Origin of the sequence: Methylomonas sp. LW13 (genome assembly GCF_016865255.1) — a bacterium.
Taxonomy (GTDB): Bacteria; Pseudomonadota; Gammaproteobacteria; order Methylococcales; family Methylomonadaceae; genus Methylomonas.
Map to the genome: position 1 here is coordinate 2,554,559 of NZ_CP033381.1, position 22,935 is coordinate 2,577,493.

Sequence of the window (22,935 nt, forward strand, 5' to 3'; positions counted from 1 at the left end):
AACCGATATGCCGCGCATCGTTTTAGGCGTCGAATACGACGGCAGTGCTTACGCCGGCTGGCAATGGCAGGACGGTAAAGCGACCGTGCAAGGCCAGTTGGAAAAAGCCTTGAGTAAAATCGCCAATCAACCGATTACCGTACTTTGCGCGGGCCGCACCGATGCTGGCGTGCATGCGCTGGAACAAGTGGTGCATTTTGATTGCGACACAGAGCGCGATATGCGCGGCTGGTTGATGGGCGGCAACAGCCATTTGCCGGATGACATCCGTATTATCTGGGCACAAACGGCGCTGGGCGACTTTCATGCTCGCTACAGCGCCATCGCCCGCGCTTATCGGTATGTGATTTTGAATCGGCCGATGAAGTCGGCTTTGCTAAGAACTCAGGCTACCTGGTGTTACCAGCCGCTGGACGAGCAAGCCATGCATCAAGCCGCGCAGGTGCTACTGGGTGAACACGATTTTTCCTCGTTTCGCGCGCAGAGTTGTCAATCGGTCAGTCCCAACCGCTTGATGCATTTTATTGATGTATACCGCGACGATCAGCGGGTGATCATCGATCTCTGCGCCAATGCCTTTTTGCATCATATGGTCAGAAATATCGCCGGGGTATTGATGGAAATCGGTATGGGCCGGCGGCCGGTGGATTGGACTGCCGAACTTTTGGAGACTAAAGACCGCTCCCAAGCTGCGATGACCGCCCCCCCGCATGGTTTACATCTCGCGGCTGTGTATTACCCGGAGCATTATGCGATCGCCAAAAACCCCTTGTTCGATAAGCTGCCGGCAGACGCAAAGCGGCATGATTAATCTGGCCTGCGCATCGCGCCTGGCAAGTCGTCTAACTTAAACTTTCTAACAGATTTTCCAGTTCGGTTTTTGCCAGCTTACCTGTCCCGTTTCTCGGAATCTTAGTAACAAAATGAATTTTTCGCGGCAGAAACACCTCATCCAGATAGGGCTGTAGACCCCGCCGAATGGCTTGGCTGTCTAGTTTGCTGACCACGACAGCGGCCAGTCGGCCATTATCCTGGATGAAACAAACACCGTCGTCTACGCCGTCTATGTCCAGCAAGCGACGATTCAGTTCGGTCAGGGACGCGCGCTTGCCGCCGATTTTCACCATGTCTTGATCCCGGCCCAATACGGTAAAACAGCCGTCGGCTTGGATCTGCACAGTGTCTTGCAAAGGCACTGCTATCGGCAAATGCGCAGCTTGCAGACAGCTTTGCCCGCTTTCATATTGATGCAAGCGGCAGCCGTCGTAAGGTCGCCACGGGTTCTCAAGTAAGGTCTCGCGGCTGGCAAACGACAGGGTTTCGGTGCTGCCATAGATTTCGCGGGGGGATTGCCCTAAAATTGCCGCGGTTTCACCGGCCAGCTTTGCGGATAAAGTGTCGGTGGCAGAAATTATGCCGGCCAGATTGTCCCAAGCGCCGGTGGTTTTGATTAAGGAACGCAAATGGGTCGGTGTTGACGCCAGCACAACGGGCCAAGGCGCGGTATTCATCGTTTGCCGGATGTCTTCGGCGAAAAACGGCCGGCCGTCGTGCAGCACCAGTTGGGAAAACAGCGGCCAAAATACCGAGGTTTCCAGGCCGTACATATGTTGCGGCGGGGTGGTGGAGAGCATCAATAGTTGCTGCTTGGCTAATCCCAGGCTGCTGACCGCCATTTCGGCGGAGGTTTTAAAGGTATGCAGGCTATGCGGGCAGGGCTTGGGTTTGCCGGTGCTGCCGGAGGTGAAGGCAATCACGGCGGTGCGCTGCCAGTCGAAATCGGGTGGCGATGCTGCGCTTGCAGCGTTTGGCGCGATGACTTCGAACCAATCCAAACCCTTTTGCTGAGGCGCGTGTTCTCTGGCGATATACGCGCCTGGATAGTCGCGCAGAATTTCCAGAATAACCGCCATTTGCCCGGCGGGTGGCAGCAGGCAAATCTGCCCGCGTACCGCCGCCGCTAACAGGCACAGGCAAAACAGGTAGCGGTTTTCGCATAAATTAAATTGATAGGGCTGGTCCGGCAATTGCGCGGCCAGGGCCGCCACGTCCGCCCATAAATTGCCGCGGCTTACCACATGGTCGTTGTAGAGGGCAAACGGCGCTGTGTGGTTAGAATATAGTGGTGTCGGTGGGGCGGGGATTTTGTGGGATTCCTGCATGGAATGGGCTTTATTCTATTCGGTGCAATGCCGTTAAGTTATGCTTTGGCGTTGTTAATTCCCCTCTTTGAAAAAGAGGGGCAGGGGAGATTTCATAAATAAATCCCCCTCGAGCCCCTTCATGCCCATATGGGTACTTTTCCAACGGGGGAAGAACGTTAACTTAGCGGCATTGCCGCTGTTTCTGAATTTTGTACTGGAAGTATTTTAACCGGATAAGAGGGTTGGTAAGTAAATGGATGCAGATGTATTGATTATCGGGGCCGGCCCCTCCGGCAGCGTGGCTGCCAAGATGCTGAAACAACTCGGTCACCAAGTGGTGATTCTGGAAAAGGAACAGTTTCCGCGCTTTTCGATTGGCGAAAGCCTGCTACCGCAGTGCATGGCTTTCATGGAAGCCGCTGACATGCTGCCGGCCGTGACGGCGGAAGGTTTTCAATTCAAAAACGGCGCGGCATTTTCCAGAGCCGGCAAACTCACCGAATTCGATTTCACCCAGAAATTTAGCCCAGGCTGGGGCACCACCTTTCAAGTACCGCGCGCCCATTTCGATAAGGTGTTGGCCGATAGCGCCGAAGCGGCCGGCGTGCCTATTCATTATCAACAAACCATCCAGTCTGCCGATTTTAGTAATCCTGAGCAAGCCAGCCTGACCAGCGTGGATGCCAACGGTGTGCACAAGCAATGGCGGGCAAAGATGGTATTGGATGCCAGCGGTTTTGGCAGGGTCTTGCCAAGATTATTGGATCTGGAAACGCCTTCGTCATTGTCGCCGCGCCGCGCGCTGTTCACGCATATCGAGGATCGGATTACTGTATCCGATTACGACCGCAATAAAATTTTAATTGCCATTCATCCGAAATTTCATGAAATCTGGTACTGGCTGATTCCGTTCAGTAACGGCAGAAGCTCGCTCGGTGTGGTGACGCCCGCGGGTTTTCTGGACCAGCGCAGCGGAGAGCCGCTGGAAGTGTTAAAGGACATTGCCTTCGAAGAGCCACGTCTCGCCGAGCTGTTGACCAACGCCCGTTTCGATACCCCGGCTAACACCATCGGCGGCTACTCGGCCAACGTCAAGCAACTCTATGGACAGGGCTTTGCGTTACTCGGCAATGCCGGCGAATTTTTGGATCCGGTGTTTTCATCCGGCGTGACGATTGCGATGAAATCCGCCGCGTTGGCCGTACCCTTGGTTGACCGGCAATTACGCGGTGAGCCGGTAAACTGGTCTATCGAATACGAGCGGGCTTTGCGCAAGGGCATAGAGGTATTTCGGGCTTATGTGGAGGCTTGGTACGATGGCCGTTTTCAGCAAATTATTTTCGAGGAAAATCAGTTGGCCAGCGTCAAGGCCATGATTTGTTCCATTCTTGCTGGCTATGCCTGGGACGAGGAAAACCCCATGACGCAGCGCAGTGCTAAGAAAATCGAGGCCATCTTGGCAACTTATCAAACTGCCTGAGCGGTGTCATTTGTATTTACATGATTTAGGTCTGGTCTGTGCGCTGGGCGGCAGCAAGGCTGACATCTTAGCCGCATGGCTTGCCGGAGGTTCTGTTCAGCCTGTTCCACCGACCTGGCTGGATTCGGCTATTCCCGCATTCGGCGTGCTAACGGAATTACCGGCCATTCCCGCCAAACTTAAACAATACGATTGCCGCAATAACCGTTTGCTGTTGTCGGCGCTTTGCCAGATCGAGTCCGCTATCAGCACCGCCATAGTTCGTTACGGCGCAGATCGCGTTGGCATAGTGGTAGGCACTAGTACCTCGGGGATTGCCGAGGGTGAAAGTGCGGTGCAAGTGTTGCGGGCAAGCGGGAGCATGCCTGGTCACTATCACTACAAGCAGCAGGAATTGGGTGGCGTAGCGGAGTTTTTGGCGGCGTACCTGGACGTTCGCGGCCCGGCCTACACCGTCTCCACCACGTGTTCATCCAGTGCCAATGCCTTGGCTTCCGCGCGCCGCCTGCTGCGCTTGGGCGTCTGCGATGCGGTCGTAGTGGGCGGTGCCGACAGTTTATGCCACACCACGCTGGAAGGCTTTTTTGCATTGGGTGCCCTTAGCAAAACCACTTGCAATCCGTTCAGTAAAAACCGCGACGGCACGACGATAGGCGAAGGTGCGGCTTTATTTTTGATGACGCGCGAGCCTGGAGACATCGCGTTGCTGGGTGTTGGGGCCAGTGCCGATGCCTATCATATTTCTGCGCCGCGCCCTGACGGTAGCTGCGCGTTACTGGCAATGCAGGCGGCATTGGCCGATGCACAGCTAAAGCCTGAGCAAATCGATTACATCAACCTGCACGGCACGGCCACCTGGCAAAACGATGCGATGGAAAATCGGGCGGTTGCGCAGTTGTTCGGTAGCGATACGGCATGCAGCTCCAGCAAACCGTCCACCGGCCATTGTTTGGGTGCGGCCGGTGCGCTGGAAGCAGGTTTATGCTGGTTGCTACTGTCTGATTTACATCAAGAAAGGTGTTTACCTGCGCATCTTTGGGATGGCGAACCTGACCCGGACATGACTCGACTAAACTTGGTCGGGCTGGAAAACAAGCAGCCAAAGCCGCTACAATACTGCCTTAGCAACTCTTTTTCATTCGGCGGAAACAATGTGTCCCTGCTCATTGGACATCCCTGACAGTCCAGCGGCTTTTCCCTATGCCATCGAATCCCTAGTACCTCAGTCCGGGCGTATGGTGCTGTTGGACCGGGTCCTGGAAGTAAGTGACAGCCATATCGTGGTCGAATTGCAGGTGCGCGACGACGGCCTGTTTTCGTGTGGCGATCACAGCGTGCCGGCCTGGGTAGGTTTGGAATACATGGCGCAAACTATTGCCGCCTACTCCGGTTATCACCGCAAGTGCCGAGGCGAAGCGATTGGTTTGGGGTTTTTATTAGGCACTCGCTACTTCGAATGTTCAGTCGGCAGTTTTCCCTGTGGTGCCAAACTGACCGTCAGTGCGGAAAAAATTATCGAGGCCGCCAATGATATGTCCGTGTTTGACTGCACGATAACCGGGAAAAATATTAAGGCCCGCTCGAAGTTGAATGTGTTGCTGCCACAGGATTCGCAAAAATTTCTCGCCGGAAAAGGAATATGAACCAACCCACCATCCTGGTCACGGGATCCAGCCGAGGCATCGGCAAAGCCATCGCCCTGCGCCTTGCTCGCGAGGGCTACGATATTGTGCTGCATTGCCGTAGTCGGCTGAATGAAGCCGAGCAAGTGAAACAACAGATTGTCGAGATGGGCCGCCAGGCGCGCGTACTGAGCTTTGATTTAGCCGACCGCCATGCGGCCAAAGACAGTTTGGAAAACGATATTCAAGCCCATGGCGCCTACTATGGTGTGGTGTGCAATGCCGGCCTTTCCCGAGACAATGCCTTTCCAGCGCTGAGCGGCGAGGATTGGGACCAGGTGTTGCGCAGTAATCTGGATGGTTTTTACAACGTGCTTTATCCGCTGGTTATGCCGATGATACAACGCCGTAAACCGGGACGCATCGTCACGCTGTCTTCCGTGTCCGGTTTAGTCGGCAACCGCGGCCAAGTCAATTACAGCGCGGCCAAAGCCGGCATTATCGGCGCAACCAAAGCGCTGGCGGTGGAGTTGGCGAAACGCAAAATCACCGTCAATTGTGTGGCCCCCGGTTTAATCGAAACCGAGATGCTGGAAGGCTTGCCCCTTGAAGAAGCCCTTGCCGCCGTACCTGCCAAACGCTTAGGCACGCCGGAAGAAGTCGCGGCCTTGGTGGCGTTTTTGATGTCCGAAGATGCCGCTTACATTACCCGGCAAGTGATTTCGGTGAATGGAGGTTTGTGTTGACCCGCCGCGTCGTCGTGACCGGCATGGCCGGTTTTTCGCCAATTGGCAACGATTGGCAGGAAATACGCGGCAGCCTTTTAGCCAAGCAATCCGGCATTCGTTACATTCCGGAATGGGAAATTTATAACGGCCTGCTGACCCGTTTAGCGGGGGCAGTGGAAAATTTCACGCTGCCGGGCCATTACACCCGCAAAAACACCCGCAGCATGGGCCGAGTCTCGTTAATGGCAACTCGGGCTACGGAACTGGCTATGCTTGATGCCGGTTTGCTGGGTGATCCGATTATCAGCAGCGGCCGCACCGGTGTAGCCTACGGTTCGTCAGTCGGATCGACGCCGGCTATCGCCGATTTCGGCAGAATGCTGATTAATCACGACATTGGCAATCTGAATGCCACCACCTATTTAAAGATGATGGGCCACACCACCTGCGCCAACGTGGCCTTGTTTTTTCAGGTGCGCGGCCGGGTCATACCTTCTGTCAGTGCGTGTACCTCAGGCAGTCAGGGCATCGGTTACGCCTACGAAGCGATCAAATATGGTTTGCAGGACGTGATGCTGGCGGGCGGCGCGGAAGAGCTTTGCCCGACCGAAGCGGCGTTATTCGATGCGCTCTACGCCACCAGCACCCGTAACAGCGAACCAAATCTGACTCCGCGGCCTTTCGACCGCGACCGCGACGGTTTGGTGATAGGGGAGGGTGCTTGTACCTTGGTATTGGAGGAACGGGAACGCGCTGTGGCGCGCGGCGCGCGGATCTACGCCGAAGTTGCCGGGTTTGCCACCAATGCCGACGGTGTGCACGCCACGCAGCCCAATGCCGACACAATGCAGGTGGTGATGCGTCTGGCCTTACGGGATGCACAGCTTGAGCCGCAGCAAATTGCTTATATCAGTGCTCACGGCACTGCCACTGAGCAGGGCGACATTGCCGAAAGTCATGCAACGGCCGCAGTGTTTGGCGGCAACACCCCGATTAGCAGTTTGAAAAGTTTCACTGGTCATACCTTGGGTGCTTGTGGGGCCTTGGAAGCCATGGTGGCAATTCAGATGCTGAGGGAAGGCTGGTTTCATCCCAATTTGAACCTGGATAATCTCGATCCGCGTTGTGCCGAGCTGGATTATCTGACCAGCGACGGCCGTCATATCCACGCCGACTACATCGTTAGTAATAATTTTGCGTTTGGCGGCATCAACACATCTTTGGTTTTACAGCGCTGGGATAGCTGAGTTGACCGAGAACATGGCCGAGTCAGGCAGGGAAAGCCGTTTGGCTTTCACAGTAAAGCACTGGTGTTTCTGGCAATCCGCGCCGGAGCCCCAAACCACTAGCTGGCCCAACGGTGAAATATTGCCGTATAACCAAGGTAAGGCCGATGTGGGGTTTTTACCGGCGATGCAAAGGCGCAGATTATCACCTTTAGCCAGAGCGGCCTGCGCTGTGGCCTGGCGCAGTCGTAGCGAAAACGGCGATATGCCCTCGGTATTTTTCTCAAGCCATGGCGAAAGCCAGTATTATTTCGAGATGCTTGAAGAGTTGGCAGAGGGCGAACATGTTTCGCCCAGCCGCTTCAGCCAGTGCGTGCATAATGCCATCGCCGGCTTGTCCAGTTTCCATAGTACAAGCTATTTACCGTATGTAGCCTTGGCCGGCGGTACGGAAGGGCTGTATGCGGCTTTTATGGAAGCAGGCGGCATGTTGCTGGATGTTCCCCAGGTTTTGCTCGTCTGTTATGAACAGCCTTTGCCGGAGGCTTATTTGTCTTATCTGCCCGGCAGTCAAACGACCTGGGCTTTGGCAATGACGCTGGGGCGATCAGCCAGTGCCGGGCCGCAATTGCAGCTGACGCGCGAGCCGGCAAATGGCACGGCAATGCCGGAAAAGGGCTTGCCCAATTTCGTGCAAGCAGTCATATCCGGCCGGCAAAGCGGATCATGTCGGCAGGACAGGGCAATCTGGCATTGGCGTTTGGACGAGTTTCATAACTCGATTGCCAGCGGCCTAAGCGATCTGCCGTAACCCAGGGTATAATCCCTGTTTGGCGTAGTAATTTATCGCGCGGTTGGCACAGATACTTTGGCGCTTGGAGTGGTGCCAGAGGAACACAATAGCAAACCGATACTCGCTAAATCGAGGCTGTAGAGTGAGTTCCAGGCCGAGTTGAGTATCGCAACAGGAAACAACACCCGTATGAAGACCCAAGAAGACGTATTTGCCACCTTAAGAGAGTTGATGTCGGAAATGTTCGAGTTAACGCCCGAGGACATCACCTTGGAGGCTAACCTGCGGCAGGATTTGGACATCGACAGCATCGATGCGGTGGATTTGATGGTCAGGCTGCGCGAGATTACCGGTAAGCGCATCAATCCCGAGGATTTCAAAAACGCCCGTACCATCCAGGACGTCGTCGATACCGTGCATCGCATCAGTGCTGAATAGGGCTGGATGTTTAAAGATTTTTTCACCAATCGGGTCCCGACCAAGATTCAGGCAAATCCAGACACCCGCATTTGCCCAAAATCCCCAGCAGAGTCTCGGCAAATCATTCTGAATGTGATTATCGGGGCCGCGACGGTCAGCTATCCCTTTCTGATTTGGTTTTCCGCCGATTACTTTCAACCCCGTTCCATGGCTTTAGGGCTAGCTGGATTGTTCTTGCTGCGTTACTGGCTGCAAAAACAGCGTAAATCGGTGGCTGTAGCCGAGTCTAGGTTGATATTGGCCTGCGCGCTGTTTCTATTGCTGAGCGCACTGGTTAACGATGCCGACTGGCTGCTGGCTTATCCGGTGTTTGTTAGTCTGCTGTTTTTTGCGGTATTTGCCTTCAGTTTGATCCATCCGCCGACGGTAGTGGAACGCCTGGCCAGGCTGGAATTTCCGGATCTGCCCGCCCACGGCGTGCTGTATACCCGGAAAGTGACGCTGGTGTGGAGCGTTTTTTTTCTGGGCAACGCGGCAATTTCCTTGCTGACTATTTGGTATGGCGACCGCTGGTTGTGGAGCCTTTACAATGGTTGTATCTCGTATGTGCTGATGGGTTTGTTAATGGCAGCAGAAATGGCGGTACGCCGCAAAGTGAAGGCCAGCTTTTGAGTATGAAAAATCAGGGAAGCGCACCAGGCGTTTTGTTTCCGGAAACGCTAGGCGAACACATTCAGGCTGATGGTAGGGTGTTGGCTTTGCGCATTCCCAAAGATCTGACTTATTTCAACGGTCATTTCGACGAAATTGCGGTGGTGCCCGGAGTCGTGCAAATCCAATGGGCGGTGCATTATGCCCGGCAATACCTGGGTTTAACCCGCGACTTCAGTCATATGGAATCGGTAAAATTCAAAGAGCTATTGTTACCTGGACAGGAGCTGGAATTGGCATTGCACTATCTGCAACAAGCCGGCAAATTGACATTTTGTTACCGTTCGGCGACCTGCGAATACAGCTCGGGTAGAATTTACTTTCATGACCACCACCTTTAATCCCTGCATCTTGATTCCGGTTTATAACCACGAAAAGCCGCTCCTAGGCATTGTTGAGCGCTTGGCTACGCATCAACTGCCGTGCCTATTGGTGGATGACGGTAGCGATGCGGCCTGCGCCGAGGTGATTCGCGGCTTAGCCGAGCAATATGCCTGGGTGCAAAGTATCAGGCTGGAGGTTAACCAAGGCAAGGGTGCGGCGGTCAAGGCCGGCATTCTGGCGGCTCAAGCCCAAGGGTTTTCGCACGCGCTGCAAATCGATGCCGACGGCCAGCACGATTTAAACGATGTGAATAAATTTCTAAGCGCCGCCAAACAAGCGCCGGAAGCGGCAGTTATCGGTCGAGCGCTATTCGACGCATCGATTCCTAAACTGCGCTACTACGCCCGCTACCTGACCCATATTTGGGTACATATCAACACGCTGTCTTTCGCCATCCCCGACTCGATGTGCGGCTACCGGGTTTACCCGCTGGCGTCTTGCGCAAAGTTGATTCAAAGCCAAGCCATGGAAAATCGCATGGGTTTTGATACGGAGATTTTGGTGCGGCTTTATTGGCAAGGCGTGACAGTCATCTCCATTCCCACTCAGGTGCGCTACCCGCTGGACGGCTTATCGCATTTCCGGGCTTTGCAGGACAATCTGCTGCTCAGTCAGACTCATGCCCGTTTATTTTTCGGTATGTTGTTACGCTGGCCCAAACTGCTACTGAGGCATTTTCAATGAAGCCCGCGAACACCGCCGCCCGGCATTGGGCAGCCGTGGAGGAAAACAGCCTGCTTTTGGGTATACAGGCTCTGGTGTGGGTGTATCGGCTGTTCGGCCGCTGGGTATTTCGTCTGTTTTTGCGGCCGGTGGTCAGTTACTACTTTCTGGCCGGGCGTCTTGCCCGCGAGTCTTCCAGGGAATATTTGCGCCATTTGGCCGATTTTTACCCGGCGTTGGGTTTGGGCAGCGGACTCTGGCAAAGTTACCTGCATTTTTTGAGCTTTGGCGAAACCTTGCTGGATAAAATCGTGGTGTGGACCGGCAATATCACGCCGGAGCAAGTGGATTTTCCCAATCGCCAGCTCCTTTTGGATTTGATCGAACAAAAACGCGGCGCCATGCTGCTGTCCGGACACATCGGTAACCTGGAAATTTGCCAAGCCATCGCCACGATGCGCGGCCACATCCATCTGAATATCTTGGTACATACCAAACATGCCGAGAAGTTCAACCGCCTGCTCGGCAGTCGCGGCAGCGCCACCATCCAACTAATTCAAGTGACGGAGTTAAGTCCCGCCATCGCGATTAGCTTGCAGGAAAAGATCGAGCGCGGCGAATTTCTGGTGATGGTCGGTGACCGAATTCCGGTGCAAGGCGGCCGCACGGTGTCGGCCAGCTTTCTGGGAGAGGACGCCGAATTTCCGCAAGGCCCGTATCTGCTGGCTTCGCTGTTGCGTTGCCCGGTCTATACCTTGTTTTGCTTTCCGGTGAACGGTCGATTCAAGATCCATCTGGAACACTTCGCGGAATCTATTCGCATCCCGCGCGGTGAACCCAAAAGGCATGACATGCTGAAAAATCTGGCGCGACAATATGCCGAACGACTGGAAGCCTATTGCCGAATAGCGCCGCTACAATGGTTTAATTTTTACCCGTATTGGAGCAAGACAACTGCGGGCGATACCAGTCAGATAGCCGTCGAGGACAACTAATATGTTGCGCGCCGAAGTGGAATTGATCGTGCCTTTTCATGACATTGATCTGTTAAACATTGCCTGGCACGGCCACTATTGCAAATACATCGAGATCGCCCGTTGCGCGATGCTGGATAAAATCGGCTACGGTTATATGGCCATGAAAGAAACCGGTTACGTCTGGCCGATTGTGGATTTGCAGTTGCGTTATGTGCGTCCCGCCCAGTTCGAACAGCGGATCAAGGTATCAGCGGAGTTGGTGGAATGGGAATACCGGATGAAGATTAAATACCGGGTCGCCGACGCCGAAACCGGCGAAGTGTTGGCCAAGGGCCATACCATCCAGGCCGCAGTGGACGCGGACAGCCGCGAAATGTGTTTCGCTTCGCCTGCGGTGTTTTTGGAAAAGCTCGGGATTAAATCTGATTCGCCCTAGCTAGGCGCTTACTGTAGCGTTTGTGTTTTGGGCTGTTCCGGTTTGTCGTCTTTGTTTTACTGTCGCGTCGCCTGTTGCCTAGCGTCAGCCTGTTCTTAACCTTTTGCTCGAGGGATTTTGATTATGTTCAGAAAAAACTACATTGTGATGTTGCTCTGCTTGGCTGTGTTGGCGGTGGGCTGCAAGAAGGAGCTTAAGCCAGGTGAAGGTGCGGCAGCGGCTGTCCAGCCCGCGCAGGTTTACTATACGCAGTTCAGCCTGTTCCAAGAGCAGAACCGGTTCCGCACCACCAATTACCGTAAAGGCCAGTTGATTCCAATCAATACACCAGTAGCGCTGCTGAAACTGACCTCCGACGAGGCGGTGCTTAGAGTGGAATCCAGCGGCCAACTGATTACCATCGAAAACGTGCAAAAATTTACCAAAGACGATATGCCGATTGCTTTCAGTAAAATTGCCGGCACCAGTAAGGTAGACCTCAATCAATATACTCCCACCGAGCGCGAAAGTATTTTGGCAGGGCAGGTGAAGACAGGCATGAGCAAAAAAGCCGTGCTGGCCGCCATCGGCTACCCGCCGCAGCATGTCACGCCTTCGCTCGATAGCGACGACTGGACTTACTGGTCCAATCTATTCAACCGCTTTTTGGTGAAATTTAAAAACGGCAAAGTCGATAGCATTGTCGAATAAGCCCGGGGCTTTTGATGTACTGGAGCCGGCAGTTGCAGTTCCGGTTCCAGTAGCGATCATTGGACTATTCAAACCCAAATCCGGCTTTAGCCCAGGCTTTGGTTCCCCCTTCCAAATTGCGCAAATGCTCGTAACCTAGTTCGTGTAGCGTTCTAGCTGCGGCATTGCCCATCGGCCCACCTTCGCAATACAGATAAATCGGAGTGGTTTTATCTTGCGGCAGTTTATCCAGGTATTTCTCGACATTGTTGTAAGGAATAAACACATCGGTGCCTTTGATATGCCGCTGCTCCGGGGTATGCACGTCCACCAGAAAAATATCCTGCTGTTGCATCAGCTGATTTAGTTCCGGCGCGGTGACCATTTGTAAATAATCGGGTGCTTGAAACGCGCAGCCGCTCAAGAACAGGCTTAAAGCTGCACTGGCATAGGTTTTTTTCATGGCTTAATTCTCCGAAATCAGACAAATGCGTTAGGGATTTTGGCAACGATCCAAGCTTTCACTCAGCGTGACCGGTTGCAAATTCGCGACAGCAATGGCCTCCAGCAAGGGAGGAAGCACTTCTAGAATTACCGGCTGATTGTTGCTTGTGCGGGCAACATTACTGTCATGCAACAACAGAATGTCGCCAGCTTTCAGGTCTTTCAACAATTTCGCCAAGACGACTTGCGGATTGCCTTCAATCGTGTCAAAGCCGCGCTTGGTCCAACTAGCCAATTGCAAACCCAGGCGGCTGAGCACCGGATCAAGCAAAGGATTGCGCAAACCGACCGGCGGCCGAAAAAACCGGGGCCGAATGCCGGTCACCTCAGTCAGAGTATCCTGGGCCGCGTTTAGTTCGGCCATCCAGCCATTTAGCAGCAGAAACGGCAAATGATATTGGTGATGCATGCTGTGATTTTCGACCGCGTGGCCGCGTTTGACGATGTCCCGACACAAATCCGGGTAGCGTTGGGCTTTATCGGCGATGCAGAAAAACGTGGCTTTGGCGCCGAAGCGATCCAGCAGGTCCAGCACGGCGGGGGTGATTTCAGGATCGGGGCCATCGTCTATGGTAATGGCAATGTCGCCCCGCGCGGCGGCGGCAGGCGGCAGCGAGGTCCAGTTCGAGCCTACCCAAGAGCAACGCGGCCAAAGCCCGGCAAAGGTTAAAACCAACTGATCGGCAATAAAAGTCATCAAGGCCCAAGGCCAAATGCTTGGTTGAATAACTATCGCCAGCGGAGCGGCTATTGTTATTGCCAATGAAACCTTCATTAGCGGCGTAGGCTGCCAGTTGCGGTAAGCGGAAAAATTCATCATGAATGGGGGTGCGTGTTTAACCGGTAAGCGTCGCCGGTACCGAGCAGGGCGGCGATCAGATTTTTCTGCACTTCCGAGCTGCCAGAAAAAAGCCGCCCGGCTAGCGCATCCTGGACCAATTCAGCCATCGCGCCCCCCGATTCCAAGCCGGCCGCGCCCATGATCTGCACCGCATCCAGGCTGGATTGCAAGAAAGCCTCGGCCGCATACAACTTGGTTTGCGCCGACGCCATCGTCAGGCGTTGGCCGGCGTCGCACAATCGCGCGCATTCCCCCAGCCATAAATTGACGGTGTCCAGCCGTAACTTCATCTCGGCGATGCGATGGCTGACGGCCTGATGCTTACCCAAATGCACGCCGCCGGAGCGCCGCTCCCGGCTATAACGAACCACTTCCGCCAATTGCCAATCCATGAGCCCGGCGATGCCGGCGAACACGAAGGCCCGTTCGTACTCCAAAGCCTTTTGGATCATCTGGGTGCCGACGCCGATTTTTCCGAGCAGGCGATCGGCATCGATTCGACAATCTTGCAAACTCACGCTGCCGGTGGCGCTGCCCCTGCAGCCATCCAATGCACTTTCATTGCTGAAATGGCAGCCGTCATCTTCACGGGACACCAGGAAAGCGGAAATCTTGCCGTCCAATTTGGCGTAAATCACCAACCAGTCGGCCATTGGCACGTTAGTGATATAACGCTTTTCGCCGTTTAGTAGATAACCGTCGCCCGCTTGTTTGGCATGAGTAGTCATCGCTTGCACGTCGGAGCCGCAAGACGGCTCGGTGATGGCATGCCCGCCCAGCCAGTCTCCGCTCAACAAAGCCGGCAGAAATTTTTCTTTCTGCGCCTCGCAGCCGTACAACAAGATAGGGTATACAGAACCCCACAGATGGGCGTTGATCGCCAGCATCAGACCGGGATCGCGACAAGTTTCGCCAAGGCGGCGATGGGTTTCGACTAACGAGGCAAAGTTATCGCCAAAACCGCCGACGGCAGAGGGCAGGGCATGTCGAAATACACCAAGTTCAGCGACGGCACGCAAACGGACTTTGATTTGGGTTTCATTCGGTCGGCCTGCGTAAGCAAGGATCTCGGAAAAATCAGTGGCTATAGTCATGGTTTAGGATTTGAGCAAACGCAATGAATTTGCATTGTATTGTATCGTTCCCAAGCTCCGGCGTGGGAACGAAGGCATACAGCGTCGAGGCAAGCTTGCAAAGACAAAGTTTCTGTTTTTCGCAAAAGCTTCTATGCTGGTTAGGCTTGGAACGCCAGGTCCCACCGCTTGCGATTGGTCAACCAGAGTAAGCCTGGCTAGAAAATTATCAATAACTTAAAAGCACGTATGAGCAAAACCACACCCGCCAACGTCAAACTAACGCTTTACGGTAAGCCTATCGAGCTGAAATTCAGCGCGCCAACGGAAAAAGTGACGCCGGTAGCGATGCTGCCGGCACTGCATCGCATCAACAACACTTTTGTCGAAACCGCAGTGGCTGCCTTTGTTACGGACCAGGAGACCATCTCCTGCCAAGCCGGCTGCGGCGCCTGCTGCCGACAAGTGGTGCCGTTGGCGGAATTCGAAGCCTATCAAATCGCCGGTGTGGTCGAACAATTGCCCGAGCCCAGACGTTCCGCAGTCAAGCAACGCTTTGCCGATGCTTGCGAAAAATTGGATGCTATCCAGTGGCTGAGCCGGCTCGAACAGATGCTGGCTGAAGGCACCAGCCACGAAGCGGTAGAGCAACACGCGCTGACTTATTTTCAGCAAGGTGTGCCCTGTCCGTTTTTGGAAGCGGAAAGCTGCTCCATTCATCCGGTCCGGCCCTTGGCTTGCCGAGAATATCTGGTGACATCCCCGGCCGAACATTGCCAAAACCCGACACCGGAACATGTCAGGCACATCGAGTTAAAATTTCAGGTGTCCAAAATTGTCCGCAAACTTTGGCGCACCAGCCACATCAAAGATCTGGATTCGGTGCCGATGATTTACGCCTTGCAATGGGTCAAGAAACACCCCAACCAATTTCCAAAAAAGCGTGGCGAGGCTTGGCTGCGGGAATTTTTTAACTATATGGCGAATCCGTGACGGCCAGTTTTTCTTATCGTTCCCACGCTCCAGCGTGGGAACGAAGCCCCGGACGCTCCAGCGTCACGGCTACCAAAGTGCAACCATCCAGATCGACACAATTACAAGTATCAGCCTAATTCCATGTGAAATAGCGCCCGGTCTTCACCAATAACTCTGAAGCCCATCCGGTCGTAGAGACGTTTTGCCGGGTTGATCTTTATCACGTCCAGTACCAATTTCTTATTCAGGTTTTTGGCCCGCAAAGCTTCTTGTGCCAGCAAAGTGGAGCCTATTCCCAGTCTTTGAAATTCAGGTAGCAGAAACAGGGTGCGAACCCAATGACTTTGCTCGCTCTCCTGCACATAGATAGCGCCGGCAGATTCTTTGCCGATGCAAATCAGTTTGAAGTTTTGCACCTGTAGGTTTCTCCAGAAACCGGTATGTTGAAATTCTTCGTTCCAACCCCATGCCCAATCGATGTAATCGCGCATCGATAGCTTGAACGCATTAAATATGAAATGTTTGTCATGCTCTGCTGCGTCGATCAGGGTAAAGGAGGTCATAAAGTAAGCCAAATGTTGTGTATCGCATGTATCGTTCCCACGCTCCAGCGTGGGAATGCCGCCCCAGACGCTCCAGCGTCACGGCTACCAAGTATCAATTTCGATCAATCCACCCAATCCAGCATAATTCGCAGCACTTGAGTAGCGCCAATGCTCAGGCAAATTTACATAACCCCGCTTCACCGGATTGGCATGAATATAATCCAACTTCTCCCGCATCATCGCTTCATTAAGAATCAACTCCGCATGCACGCCTTCCTGCCAGAACTGAAACTCCCGGTCATGCTTATGCGCGCATTTGGCAAACCGCAATCTTTGCAATAACTGTTCGGCTCGTTTCGCTTGCAGATGATCGATAATCCGCCGCGCGGTATAGGCTTTGAAGCTGGCAACGCATTTATCCAGCGAGGTACTCTGAGCGATGAAATGCAAATGGTTTTCCAGAACCACATAGCCATACAGTTTCAAGCCGACCTGTTGCCGTTGATATTGCCAGCAGTCGAGCAGGATTTGCACGGTTTCCGGCCGGGTAAAGACCGGCAGCCATTCCACGACCGTGCAGGTCATGAAATGCGCTTGTTGGGGTTCAGTGATGGTGTAACGACTTCGGCCCATAGGCTGTTGGTGGGTTTAGGACGCTGGAGCGTCCGGGGCTGCGTTCCCACGCGGAGCGTGGGAACGATGAAAAACTTATCGATAGACTCTGCGACAAGGCCGACTTGGTTTGCTGCTACATCAAGAATATGAACCGTTCCGTTCTCTATATCTTGCAAGAAGGCGTCGCCTGATGCGGCAAGCAAAATTGGTTGTTTGCGTTTACCGATTAACCATTCCCAATCTTCAAGAATTGTTTCTCGGTTTAGGTGTTCGAAATTAACGGTAAGGTCGTCGAGAGTCATGGAATAGAGCGTCTAACAAAGGATTAAATTTATTTTGAAAGGACAATGCCACTAGCCAACGCAACAAAACTAGCTCCATAAATCAAAAATGAACAAAGAAGAGCAACAGACCATCCGCTTTTGTAAATATTGGTATGAATAGTCATCAATATAGCAATCCACGATACGGTAGCAACAATAAGTGGAATTGCTTGAGTGATGCCAAGATATAGAAAATACCAATTCGGCGCACTATGTATTGTTCCCGCAAATGCAGTAAATAACGCACCTCCAAAAATAATTGGAGCTGCAACCCATAAGCCCACCAAAACCAGGATGATTCGCCCAATTATAGAAAGGGGCTTTTCCTCTTCTTTATCATTGGGCCAAATAATTTTCATGCTAGGTAATTCCTAACGAGTAATTATAAAGTTTCTGTATATCATCCCTAATTGCCAGAATACAAACAAAAATCTTAAATACGGATCGTAACCTAATTCGATGTTCATACTTCAGTCTCCATCAAAATCATTAATCGCTGATAATCCATCTTCCCATTAGCCAATCGCGGCAATTCCTCCACAACCAGATAACGACAAGGCTGCATGTAAGCCGGCAATTGTTGGCTCAACGTCTTGCGGACATAAGTGATAGATAGCTCCGCTGCCAAAACCAATGCCAAAGCCGGACGCTGGCCGGCGGTGGGGTCATCCACGCCAATTACCGCGCAGCCTTTGACGCCGACAATGGCATTGACGACGGCTTCGATTTCTGCAGGCTCAACCCTGTAGCCGGAGCATTTCAGCATGCGTCCCAGGCGACCGTGAAAACGGTAATCGCCTTGTTCAAAGCTGGCGCGGTCGCCGGTGGGGTACCAAGCGTCGGCGTTTAGAAAGGACTGCACTTGGCCGTCGCGCCAGTAGCCGCTGGCTAGCGTCGGTCCGCGTACCCATAACTCGCCGGTGTCGGCGGCTATGTGCAGTTCGCAACCGGCGGCGGGCAGGCCGATGGGAATGGTTTGCTCGGCGATCAAACGCTCGCGTTGTACCTGCCAATAGCAGCAGACATTGGTTTCGGTGGGGCCGAAAAAATTGTACAAGGCTGTCCGCGGCAAACTGGCGGCCAGATCGATCAGGGCCGGGGTGGGGAATACTTCGCCGGCGAAAATAATGAAGCGCAAAGCCGCCAGCGGGGTTTGCGCCAGGTTGCCTTTGTAGGTGAGGAAGGCCAGTAACGAGGGCACGGTGTACCAACCGCTGATGGCGTGTTCGCTCAGCCACGCGCTCAACCTAGCCGGGGCCATAGTCAAGCCGGCCGGGATGAAATGCAGGCTGGCACCGCAGCCTAATACGGCGTAAAGATCAAAGGTGGATAGATCGAAGAAAAACGGTGCGCTGCTGGCGATGCGGTCGGCAGGGGTTAAGGCCAGCAAGTCTGCGGCCCAGGTTGTGAACGCCAAAATCGCCCGATGACTAAGCGCTACGCCGCGCGGTTGGCCGGTGGAGCCGGAGGTATACAAAATCGCCGCCAGCGCTTCGGCGGGAATGTCAACGGTTGCGGGGATTACAGCGGCACAAGCGTTGATGTCCATCCACAGGCTTTCATCCAGCCAAGCCGGCACTGCACCGGTCCCCAATACCGTATGCACCTGGGCGTCGGCGACAATAAAGCTCAATCTGGGTGCCGGATTCTTTAGATCTAAAGGCACATAGCAGGCTCCCGCCAACAAGACACCGAACAGCGTGCAGGCGGCATCTATGCCACGATCCAGATGCACCGCGACTGGCTGGCCGGGACGGACGCCTCTTGCTTGCAAGGCGGCGGCGATGGTTTGGGCCTGTTGCAGTAATTGCCGATAGCTGACTTGCCGGTCTTGCTCTTGCAAAGCCGGAGCGTCGGGTTGGAGTTGGCATTGGTGTAGAAAAGGCGCTAGCAACATCGGTTTAGGCTTCGCTAAAAAATGACGATTTTATGGTTCCCACGCTCCCGCGTACCCACGGGGCATAAATGGGAACCCGGTCAGGGACGCTCCCGCGTCCAGAACCGCTGGAGCGGTTCTAACTGCATTCCCACGCTGGAGCGTGGGAACGATGGGTGGAGATGAGCGAGTATCATGGGCTATCCAATAACTCAACATTCATCCGCGCGATCACCGCATCCAACCACGCTTCATCGATCGCCGGCGACAAGTAGCTATAGGACAAAACCAGCTTGCCGTCGAGTTGGCAGGCCAGCAGCGCCAAACCGGGCGGCAAGCTCATCCAGCACATTAAGGACAAATCAGTTACTGGGACGCCGAGAAAGCCTTGCTTGCGCCAGGACAGTTCGCCGATGTCGGAAAACCACAGCGAGCTCAACTCGCCGCCGCTGTGTTGTTTACGCAGCACTTTGGCATATTTTGCAGGTGTCAGCCATTGCCCCAGCCACATCAGCGGCAGGTAGGCCAGGTCCAGTTCATCGCGGACCACTTGCTTATGTTCGCTGACTAGATGCGCAAACAAACCTGTTCTATCTCGCACTTGCTCGCGCGTGGCGCGGGCGAACAAGCAGCCGATATGGTTGCCAAAAACCGGCGTCGGCGCATTCTGCCGGCGCAGGTTAAACGCATAAGGGATGCAATAACCGTCTTTTGCGGCTGGTGGGCCGACCCATTCCATGGCCCGCATGATGCAGCCCAGGTAGTACAAAGTGCGCCCGGTCAATCCGGTGGCCTGTTGCGCCAGTTTGGCGATGCGTTGCGACTGGTCGGCATCGAAGCGCTGCACTTTTAAGTGCAGGCGCTGCGGGCCTTGCTCAATTTGCGTGGGTAGGCAACTATCCAAGCTGTTGGCGGCGGTATTGTGGCGTTTGGCTTTGAAAAACAATTGCAGTTTTTTCCAGAAGTTCCATTGCGCCAGTTTGGCTTCGATTAAGGACGAAGATTCCTTGAAGCTGTCCGGCCGCTCGGACGACAGAAAATCCAGCAATATCTTGCAGCCGCGCGCATCCAATAGAGGATGCAACCAAATCAGCAGCAAAGTGCCGCCTTCCGCGCCGGCTATCCAGTGCACGGTCAGCGGCCGGGATTCCGGGCGATTGAAAATGTCCAATAGCAAACGCTGGGATTCGTCCGCCTCATCCGCACCGGGTTGGCACTGATGAAATTCCAGCGGTATCGGGTTGCCGGTGGCGACCCAAGCGAAACGCTTGCCGCGCGGCTCGATTTTGGCGGATGCTTGCGGAAAGCGTGCCACCAGCAGATCCAAGCGTTGTTGCAGCGCTGACAAATCCGGCGTCTCAGCCAATTGCAGCGCAAAGCCGCAATAGCCGCCAGGCATCCCGGCGTTGCGAATTTCCTGGTCGAGTACGTAGGTAAAATAATCGCCAGGATTGAACAGCTGTTCCTTTGTGTCCGTCATCCGGCGTAACCGCTACGGCGGATCCAGCTTTCCAGCGAGTTCAGACTGCCGACGTTATCCGGTTCGATTTCGGTGTCCGGCAGCGTCACGCCAAATTCTTTTTCGGCAAACATGATCAGGCGCATGATGCCCATGCTGTCCAGGCCGGCGTCCAACAGGTTGTCGTCGTCGCCGAATGCGGCCGGGTCTTCGTGATAAATCAGTTCGGCAAAGATGAAATGCTTGAGTATTTCCTTCATGGCAGCAAAAGGTGGGTGAGTTAAAAACAAATCCTAGTCAAAGCGCAGCACGTGCGTTAAATCGGCTCCGGGGAAAAGGCTTTTAACGCAAAACCCCAGCGCGGCACTTGCCGACAATAATGGCTGTAAGACGCGCCAAACCGGCTGGTCAAATCCGGTTCTTCGCGAAACACCACGGTAATATGAAAAAACAGCGCGATAGCACCAGCATAGACTATCAGGCCCGGATCGGCATATAGCAAACATTCCGCCAGCAGCACCAACAATATGCCTTGAAACATCGGATTGCGGGTCCGGCGATACAGGCCGCTCACCACCAGTTTCTGCGGGGGATCGATAGGCGCTGGCGTACCCAAACCGGCGATAGCAAAATCCCAGGCGCAGCGCAGGTAAATAGCTAGGCCCAGCATGATACACAAGCCGGCAGGTATCGCCCATGCCGCATTTACTGTCTGCAAGTTCTCCGGATCCGAAAGTAAGTAGTAAGGCAGGTAAATCAGCACCGCGCCGGGAACGAGCAGCGTGAATAGTAGGATTTTGAAGGCCAGGAAAGGACGCACGTATCGGTCTGTCGGGTTTGGAAGTTCGGGTGGGCTAAGCTTGCGGCAATTTTGGCATTCCCCGCGCCGCAATCCAAGTGATTTTGAACCGCTGCGGGAATTTGTGTAGAATCCGGCGTTTGTTAATGGAACTTGAACAGCCATGTCAGAAGACTTGATCAGCCAATTGAAAACCATGCTTATCGAGGGCTTGCTCCTGGAAGACATCGTCCCGGACGATCTGTCGCCGGATGATGCTTTGTTCGGCGGTGGACTGGGCTTGGACTCTATCGATGCGCTGGAAATCGGCGTGATGCTGGACCGCCAATACGGCATCAAGATCACCTCCGGCGACGAACGCAATAATCAGATCTTTCTCTCTCTCCGCTCGCTCGCCGAATTCGTCGCCGCTAATCGCACCCGTTAACCATGGGGCAGGTCGTTAAGCCGCTGATTATCGCCGGTATCGTCGTTGCTTATCCTTTTTTGAGTGCCTATCTGGCCGGTCTGGGATTTGCCAGCTTTGAACTCATCGTATTCGCCGCACTGACTTTGTGGCGCGGTTTTACCTCGTCCGGGCTAGTCGCGCGTTTGCTTAGTTTTTTACTGGCAGCGGTGTTGCTGGCCGGCGCCTATTTTGCCACGACCTATTTTGTCTGGCTGGTGCCGTCGTTTGCCTATTTGTGGCTGACCTTTTTATTCGGGCATACCCTGTGGTCGCCGCCTTCTTTTATCGAACGCTTGGTGCGTTTGCAGTTTCCCGAGTTAGTGCCGGGTATAGCCGAATATTGCCGGAACCTGACCTGGGTTTGGACCTTGTTCTTTGCCGTCAACATCGCGATCTGCGCCGCGCTGCCGGCTATCATGGGGCAGACCGCTTGGGCGCTTTACACCGGTGTGGTGGTGTATCTATTGATGGGCCTACTGGGAACCGGAGAATGGTTTTACCGGCATCGGCGCTTTCCCAATTTGGAAATTCCACCGGCTCTGGAAACCTTCAAATGCATCGCCATGAACGGCCATAGGGTATTCAAGGGATGACGATTAAACGCACGCTGTTTTTGCTTTTGGCCGTGTTGCCCATGTTTGGATGGGCTGATGACGCAGTGCTGAGCGAGTTATTGACTCGAATCCGCCAAACAGGTCAGGCGCAGTTTCAGTATGAGGAAACCCGCGTGCTGGAACTGGCAGACGCGCCATGGCACGGACAAGGTGTCATGCTGTCCGGCACCGACGGCAGCCTGGTCAAATTGCAACTGCAACCGGCGCGGGTGATTATGGCTATCGCCGAACAGCGCATGCTTTACTGGGACCCGCAGCAAAACCAGCGCCACAGCGCGGCTCTGGATTCGGCGGGGCCGGCGGGCGAGCAAATCAAAGTGTTTCGCAGCATCCTGCAAGGCCGCACGGAAGAATTGCAGCTTAACTATGCCATCGCCGCCGACAAGCAAGGCCCGCAATGGACGTTGCGGCTGACGCCGAAACCGGAGCTGAGCGGTGATGATCTCCCGTCTATTGAAATAGCCGGCGATGACCAAGACCAGCAACGGCGGATTTTAATCAAACAGCCGGACGGCGAATCCACCGAATACCGCATGCACAAAGCCACGGCAGCACAACAACAGGGCTATTCGCTCCCAAGTTTGTTGCGGGAAGCCAGCGGAGAATAGGG

30 protein-coding genes are annotated in these 22,935 nt (G+C 54.1%); 18 read left to right on the forward strand and 12 right to left on the reverse strand.

Annotation, left to right across the window (positions count from 1 at the left end):
* Positions 1 to 7: 7 nt before the first annotated feature.
* On the forward strand, positions 8 to 811 hold the full coding sequence (gene truA / locus JL719_RS11435) for a tRNA pseudouridine(38-40) synthase TruA (protein WP_033156278.1): 804 nt from the start codon (positions 8 to 10) through the stop codon (positions 809 to 811).
* A 31-nt stretch (positions 812 to 842) separates the two neighbouring features.
* Here truA and JL719_RS11440 read toward each other — a convergent pair whose 3' ends face one another.
* Positions 843 to 2,162 (reverse strand): AMP-binding protein, encoded by a 1,320-nt coding sequence (locus tag JL719_RS11440; protein WP_033156277.1) that lies wholly within the window; start codon positions 2,160 to 2,162, stop codon positions 843 to 845.
* 235 nt (positions 2,163 to 2,397) lie between these two features.
* Here JL719_RS11440 and JL719_RS11445 point away from each other — a divergent pair, with 235 nt between their 5' ends.
* From JL719_RS11445 to JL719_RS11505, 13 genes are all read left to right on the forward strand, one after another.
* Complete coding sequence (locus JL719_RS11445) at positions 2,398 to 3,624, forward strand: NAD(P)/FAD-dependent oxidoreductase (protein WP_033156276.1); 1,227 nt, start codon at positions 2,398 to 2,400, stop codon at positions 3,622 to 3,624.
* Positions 3,625 to 3,634: 10 nt separating this feature from the next.
* Positions 3,635 to 4,804, forward strand: a complete 1,170-nt coding sequence (locus JL719_RS11450; protein ID WP_033156275.1) for a beta-ketoacyl-ACP synthase — start codon at positions 3,635 to 3,637, stop codon at positions 4,802 to 4,804.
* Positions 4,776 to 5,267: a hotdog family protein gene (locus JL719_RS11455; protein WP_225893097.1), complete on the forward strand. Its 492-nt coding sequence runs from the start codon at positions 4,776 to 4,778 to the stop codon at positions 5,265 to 5,267. The genes JL719_RS11450 and JL719_RS11455 overlap by 29 nt, the downstream gene beginning before the upstream one ends.
* On the forward strand, positions 5,264 to 5,992 hold the full coding sequence (gene fabG / locus JL719_RS11460) for a 3-oxoacyl-ACP reductase FabG (protein WP_033156274.1): 729 nt from the start codon (positions 5,264 to 5,266) through the stop codon (positions 5,990 to 5,992). The genes JL719_RS11455 and fabG overlap by 4 nt, the downstream gene beginning before the upstream one ends.
* The gene (locus JL719_RS11465; RefSeq protein ID WP_033156273.1) at positions 5,986 to 7,221 is read left to right on the forward strand and encodes a beta-ketoacyl-ACP synthase; all 1,236 of its coding nucleotides are present in this window, start codon (positions 5,986 to 5,988) and stop codon (positions 7,219 to 7,221) included. The genes fabG and JL719_RS11465 overlap by 7 nt, the downstream gene beginning before the upstream one ends.
* Before the next feature lies 1 nt (position 7,222).
* A complete protein-coding gene (locus JL719_RS11470) occupies positions 7,223 to 8,011 on the forward strand; it encodes a beta-ketoacyl synthase chain length factor (RefSeq protein WP_051669872.1) in 789 nt (262 codons plus the stop codon).
* A 171-nt stretch (positions 8,012 to 8,182) separates the two neighbouring features.
* Positions 8,183 to 8,431, forward strand: a complete 249-nt coding sequence (locus JL719_RS11475) for an acyl carrier protein (protein WP_033156272.1) — start codon at positions 8,183 to 8,185, stop codon at positions 8,429 to 8,431.
* Between the two features lie 6 nt (positions 8,432 to 8,437).
* Entirely contained in the window at positions 8,438 to 9,085 is a 648-nt protein-coding gene (locus JL719_RS11480; RefSeq protein WP_051669870.1) for a COG4648 family protein, read from the forward strand.
* 2 nt (positions 9,086 to 9,087) lie between these two features.
* A complete protein-coding gene (locus tag JL719_RS11485; protein ID WP_129871389.1) occupies positions 9,088 to 9,465 on the forward strand; it encodes an ApeI family dehydratase in 378 nt (125 codons plus the stop codon).
* Positions 9,449 to 10,192, forward strand: a complete 744-nt coding sequence (locus JL719_RS11490; protein ID WP_033156270.1) for a glycosyltransferase family 2 protein — start codon at positions 9,449 to 9,451, stop codon at positions 10,190 to 10,192. Before JL719_RS11485 ends, JL719_RS11490 begins: the two co-directional genes overlap by 17 nt.
* Positions 10,189 to 11,166 (forward strand): lysophospholipid acyltransferase family protein, encoded by a 978-nt coding sequence (locus JL719_RS11495; protein WP_033156269.1) that lies wholly within the window; start codon positions 10,189 to 10,191, stop codon positions 11,164 to 11,166. The genes JL719_RS11490 and JL719_RS11495 overlap by 4 nt, the downstream gene beginning before the upstream one ends.
* Position 11,167: 1 nt before the next feature.
* On the forward strand, positions 11,168 to 11,584 hold the full coding sequence (locus JL719_RS11500) for an acyl-CoA thioesterase (protein ID WP_033156268.1): 417 nt from the start codon (positions 11,168 to 11,170) through the stop codon (positions 11,582 to 11,584).
* A 123-nt stretch (positions 11,585 to 11,707) separates the two neighbouring features.
* A complete protein-coding gene (locus tag JL719_RS11505; protein ID WP_033156267.1) occupies positions 11,708 to 12,274 on the forward strand; it encodes a hypothetical protein in 567 nt (188 codons plus the stop codon).
* A 64-nt stretch (positions 12,275 to 12,338) separates the two neighbouring features.
* Here JL719_RS11505 and JL719_RS11510 read toward each other — a convergent pair whose 3' ends face one another.
* Genes JL719_RS11510 through JL719_RS11520 form a run of 3 tightly spaced genes read right to left on the reverse strand, consistent with a single transcriptional unit; the run spans position 12,339 to position 14,692 of the window.
* Entirely contained in the window at positions 12,339 to 12,716 is a 378-nt protein-coding gene (locus JL719_RS11510) for a rhodanese-like domain-containing protein (protein ID WP_033156266.1), read from the reverse strand.
* A gap of 30 nt (positions 12,717 to 12,746) precedes the next feature.
* A complete protein-coding gene (locus JL719_RS11515; RefSeq protein WP_225893098.1) occupies positions 12,747 to 13,577 on the reverse strand; it encodes a polysaccharide deacetylase family protein in 831 nt (276 codons plus the stop codon).
* Positions 13,574 to 14,692: an acyl-CoA dehydrogenase family protein gene (locus JL719_RS11520; RefSeq protein WP_033156264.1), complete on the reverse strand. Its 1,119-nt coding sequence runs from the start codon at positions 14,690 to 14,692 to the stop codon at positions 13,574 to 13,576. The genes JL719_RS11515 and JL719_RS11520 overlap by 4 nt, the downstream gene beginning before the upstream one ends.
* A gap of 228 nt (positions 14,693 to 14,920) precedes the next feature.
* Here JL719_RS11520 and JL719_RS11525 point away from each other — a divergent pair, with 228 nt between their 5' ends.
* Complete coding sequence (locus JL719_RS11525) at positions 14,921 to 15,664, forward strand: YkgJ family cysteine cluster protein (RefSeq protein WP_051669868.1); 744 nt, start codon at positions 14,921 to 14,923, stop codon at positions 15,662 to 15,664.
* A gap of 110 nt (positions 15,665 to 15,774) precedes the next feature.
* Here the strand turns inward: JL719_RS11525 and JL719_RS11530 are convergent, their stop codons facing one another.
* The 8 genes from JL719_RS11530 to JL719_RS11565 all read right to left on the reverse strand — a co-directional run bounded on the left by JL719_RS11530 (position 15,775) and on the right by JL719_RS11565 (position 21,284).
* The gene (locus JL719_RS11530; RefSeq protein WP_051669866.1) at positions 15,775 to 16,209 is read right to left on the reverse strand and encodes a GNAT family N-acetyltransferase; all 435 of its coding nucleotides are present in this window, start codon (positions 16,207 to 16,209) and stop codon (positions 15,775 to 15,777) included.
* An 84-nt stretch (positions 16,210 to 16,293) separates the two neighbouring features.
* Positions 16,294 to 16,824, reverse strand: coding sequence for an REP-associated tyrosine transposase (locus tag JL719_RS11535; protein WP_033156263.1), 531 nt, complete (start codon positions 16,822 to 16,824; stop codon positions 16,294 to 16,296).
* Positions 16,773 to 17,108, reverse strand: a complete 336-nt coding sequence (locus tag JL719_RS11540; protein ID WP_129871390.1) for a hypothetical protein — start codon at positions 17,106 to 17,108, stop codon at positions 16,773 to 16,775. Before JL719_RS11540 ends, JL719_RS11535 begins: the two co-directional genes overlap by 52 nt.
* A gap of 29 nt (positions 17,109 to 17,137) precedes the next feature.
* On the reverse strand, positions 17,138 to 17,488 hold the full coding sequence (locus tag JL719_RS11545; RefSeq protein WP_033156262.1) for a hypothetical protein: 351 nt from the start codon (positions 17,486 to 17,488) through the stop codon (positions 17,138 to 17,140).
* A 104-nt stretch (positions 17,489 to 17,592) separates the two neighbouring features.
* Positions 17,593 to 19,026 carry an amino acid adenylation domain-containing protein gene (locus tag JL719_RS11550; protein WP_033156261.1) on the reverse strand — a complete coding sequence of 478 codons (1,434 nt, stop codon included), beginning with the start codon at positions 19,024 to 19,026 and terminating at the stop codon, positions 17,593 to 17,595.
* 172 nt (positions 19,027 to 19,198) lie between these two features.
* Positions 19,199 to 20,485 (reverse strand): hypothetical protein, encoded by a 1,287-nt coding sequence (locus tag JL719_RS11555; RefSeq protein WP_033156260.1) that lies wholly within the window; start codon positions 20,483 to 20,485, stop codon positions 19,199 to 19,201.
* Complete coding sequence (locus JL719_RS11560; protein WP_033156259.1) at positions 20,482 to 20,724, reverse strand: acyl carrier protein; 243 nt, start codon at positions 20,722 to 20,724, stop codon at positions 20,482 to 20,484. Before JL719_RS11560 ends, JL719_RS11555 begins: the two co-directional genes overlap by 4 nt.
* A 56-nt stretch (positions 20,725 to 20,780) precedes the next feature.
* A complete protein-coding gene (locus JL719_RS11565) occupies positions 20,781 to 21,284 on the reverse strand; it encodes a methyltransferase family protein (protein ID WP_051669864.1) in 504 nt (167 codons plus the stop codon).
* Between the two features lie 142 nt (positions 21,285 to 21,426).
* Here JL719_RS11565 and apeE point away from each other — a divergent pair, with 142 nt between their 5' ends.
* The 3 genes from apeE to JL719_RS11580 are packed head-to-tail and all read left to right on the forward strand — an operon-like array spanning position 21,427 to position 22,933.
* Positions 21,427 to 21,690 carry an ApeE family acyl carrier protein gene (gene apeE / locus JL719_RS11570; RefSeq protein WP_033156258.1) on the forward strand — a complete coding sequence of 88 codons (264 nt, stop codon included), beginning with the start codon at positions 21,427 to 21,429 and terminating at the stop codon, positions 21,688 to 21,690.
* A 2-nt stretch (positions 21,691 to 21,692) separates the two neighbouring features.
* Complete coding sequence (locus tag JL719_RS11575) at positions 21,693 to 22,304, forward strand: COG4648 family protein (protein ID WP_033156257.1); 612 nt, start codon at positions 21,693 to 21,695, stop codon at positions 22,302 to 22,304.
* Positions 22,301 to 22,933, forward strand: coding sequence for a LolA family protein (locus tag JL719_RS11580; RefSeq protein WP_225893099.1), 633 nt, complete (start codon positions 22,301 to 22,303; stop codon positions 22,931 to 22,933). Before JL719_RS11575 ends, JL719_RS11580 begins: the two co-directional genes overlap by 4 nt.
* Positions 22,934 to 22,935 lie beyond the last annotated feature (2 nt).

Excerpts from the sequence above, each read along its gene's own strand:
- JL719_RS11530 (WP_051669866.1), bottom strand. The coding sequence starts at position 16,209 with ATGACCTCCTTTACCCTGATCGACGCAGCAGAGCATGACAAACATTTC.
- JL719_RS11515 (WP_225893098.1), bottom strand. The coding sequence starts at position 13,577 with ATGATGAATTTTTCCGCTTACCGCAACTGGCAGCCTACGCCGCTAATG.
- JL719_RS11480 (WP_051669870.1), top strand. The coding sequence starts at position 8,438 with ATGTTTAAAGATTTTTTCACCAATCGGGTCCCGACCAAGATTCAGGCA.
- JL719_RS11575 (WP_033156257.1), top strand. The coding sequence starts at position 21,693 with ATGGGGCAGGTCGTTAAGCCGCTGATTATCGCCGGTATCGTCGTTGCT.
- JL719_RS11495 (WP_033156269.1), top strand. The coding sequence starts at position 10,189 with ATGAAGCCCGCGAACACCGCCGCCCGGCATTGGGCAGCCGTGGAGGAA.
- apeE (WP_033156258.1), top strand. The coding sequence starts at position 21,427 with ATGTCAGAAGACTTGATCAGCCAATTGAAAACCATGCTTATCGAGGGC.
- JL719_RS11455 (WP_225893097.1), top strand. The coding sequence starts at position 4,776 with ATGTGTCCCTGCTCATTGGACATCCCTGACAGTCCAGCGGCTTTTCCC.
- JL719_RS11445 (WP_033156276.1), top strand. The coding sequence starts at position 2,398 with ATGGATGCAGATGTATTGATTATCGGGGCCGGCCCCTCCGGCAGCGTG.
- JL719_RS11505 (WP_033156267.1), top strand. The coding sequence starts at position 11,708 with ATGTTCAGAAAAAACTACATTGTGATGTTGCTCTGCTTGGCTGTGTTG.
- JL719_RS11510 (WP_033156266.1), bottom strand. The coding sequence starts at position 12,716 with ATGAAAAAAACCTATGCCAGTGCAGCTTTAAGCCTGTTCTTGAGCGGC.
- JL719_RS11440 (WP_033156277.1), bottom strand. The coding sequence starts at position 2,162 with ATGCAGGAATCCCACAAAATCCCCGCCCCACCGACACCACTATATTCT.
- JL719_RS11525 (WP_051669868.1), top strand. The coding sequence starts at position 14,921 with ATGAGCAAAACCACACCCGCCAACGTCAAACTAACGCTTTACGGTAAG.
- JL719_RS11520 (WP_033156264.1), bottom strand. The coding sequence starts at position 14,692 with ATGACTATAGCCACTGATTTTTCCGAGATCCTTGCTTACGCAGGCCGA.
- JL719_RS11580 (WP_225893099.1), top strand. The coding sequence starts at position 22,301 with ATGACGATTAAACGCACGCTGTTTTTGCTTTTGGCCGTGTTGCCCATG.
- JL719_RS11555 (WP_033156260.1), bottom strand. The coding sequence starts at position 20,485 with ATGACGGACACAAAGGAACAGCTGTTCAATCCTGGCGATTATTTTACC.
- JL719_RS11560 (WP_033156259.1), bottom strand. The coding sequence starts at position 20,724 with ATGAAGGAAATACTCAAGCATTTCATCTTTGCCGAACTGATTTATCAC.
- JL719_RS11550 (WP_033156261.1), bottom strand. The coding sequence starts at position 19,026 with ATGTTGCTAGCGCCTTTTCTACACCAATGCCAACTCCAACCCGACGCT.
- JL719_RS11535 (WP_033156263.1), bottom strand. The coding sequence starts at position 16,824 with ATGGGCCGAAGTCGTTACACCATCACTGAACCCCAACAAGCGCATTTC.
- JL719_RS11490 (WP_033156270.1), top strand. The coding sequence starts at position 9,449 with ATGACCACCACCTTTAATCCCTGCATCTTGATTCCGGTTTATAACCAC.
- JL719_RS11500 (WP_033156268.1), top strand. The coding sequence starts at position 11,168 with ATGTTGCGCGCCGAAGTGGAATTGATCGTGCCTTTTCATGACATTGAT.
- JL719_RS11485 (WP_129871389.1), top strand. The coding sequence starts at position 9,088 with ATGAAAAATCAGGGAAGCGCACCAGGCGTTTTGTTTCCGGAAACGCTA.
- truA (WP_033156278.1), top strand. The coding sequence starts at position 8 with ATGCCGCGCATCGTTTTAGGCGTCGAATACGACGGCAGTGCTTACGCC.
- JL719_RS11475 (WP_033156272.1), top strand. The coding sequence starts at position 8,183 with ATGAAGACCCAAGAAGACGTATTTGCCACCTTAAGAGAGTTGATGTCG.
- JL719_RS11545 (WP_033156262.1), bottom strand. The coding sequence starts at position 17,488 with ATGAAAATTATTTGGCCCAATGATAAAGAAGAGGAAAAGCCCCTTTCT.
- JL719_RS11540 (WP_129871390.1), bottom strand. The coding sequence starts at position 17,108 with ATGACTCTCGACGACCTTACCGTTAATTTCGAACACCTAAACCGAGAA.
- fabG (WP_033156274.1), top strand. The coding sequence starts at position 5,264 with ATGAACCAACCCACCATCCTGGTCACGGGATCCAGCCGAGGCATCGGC.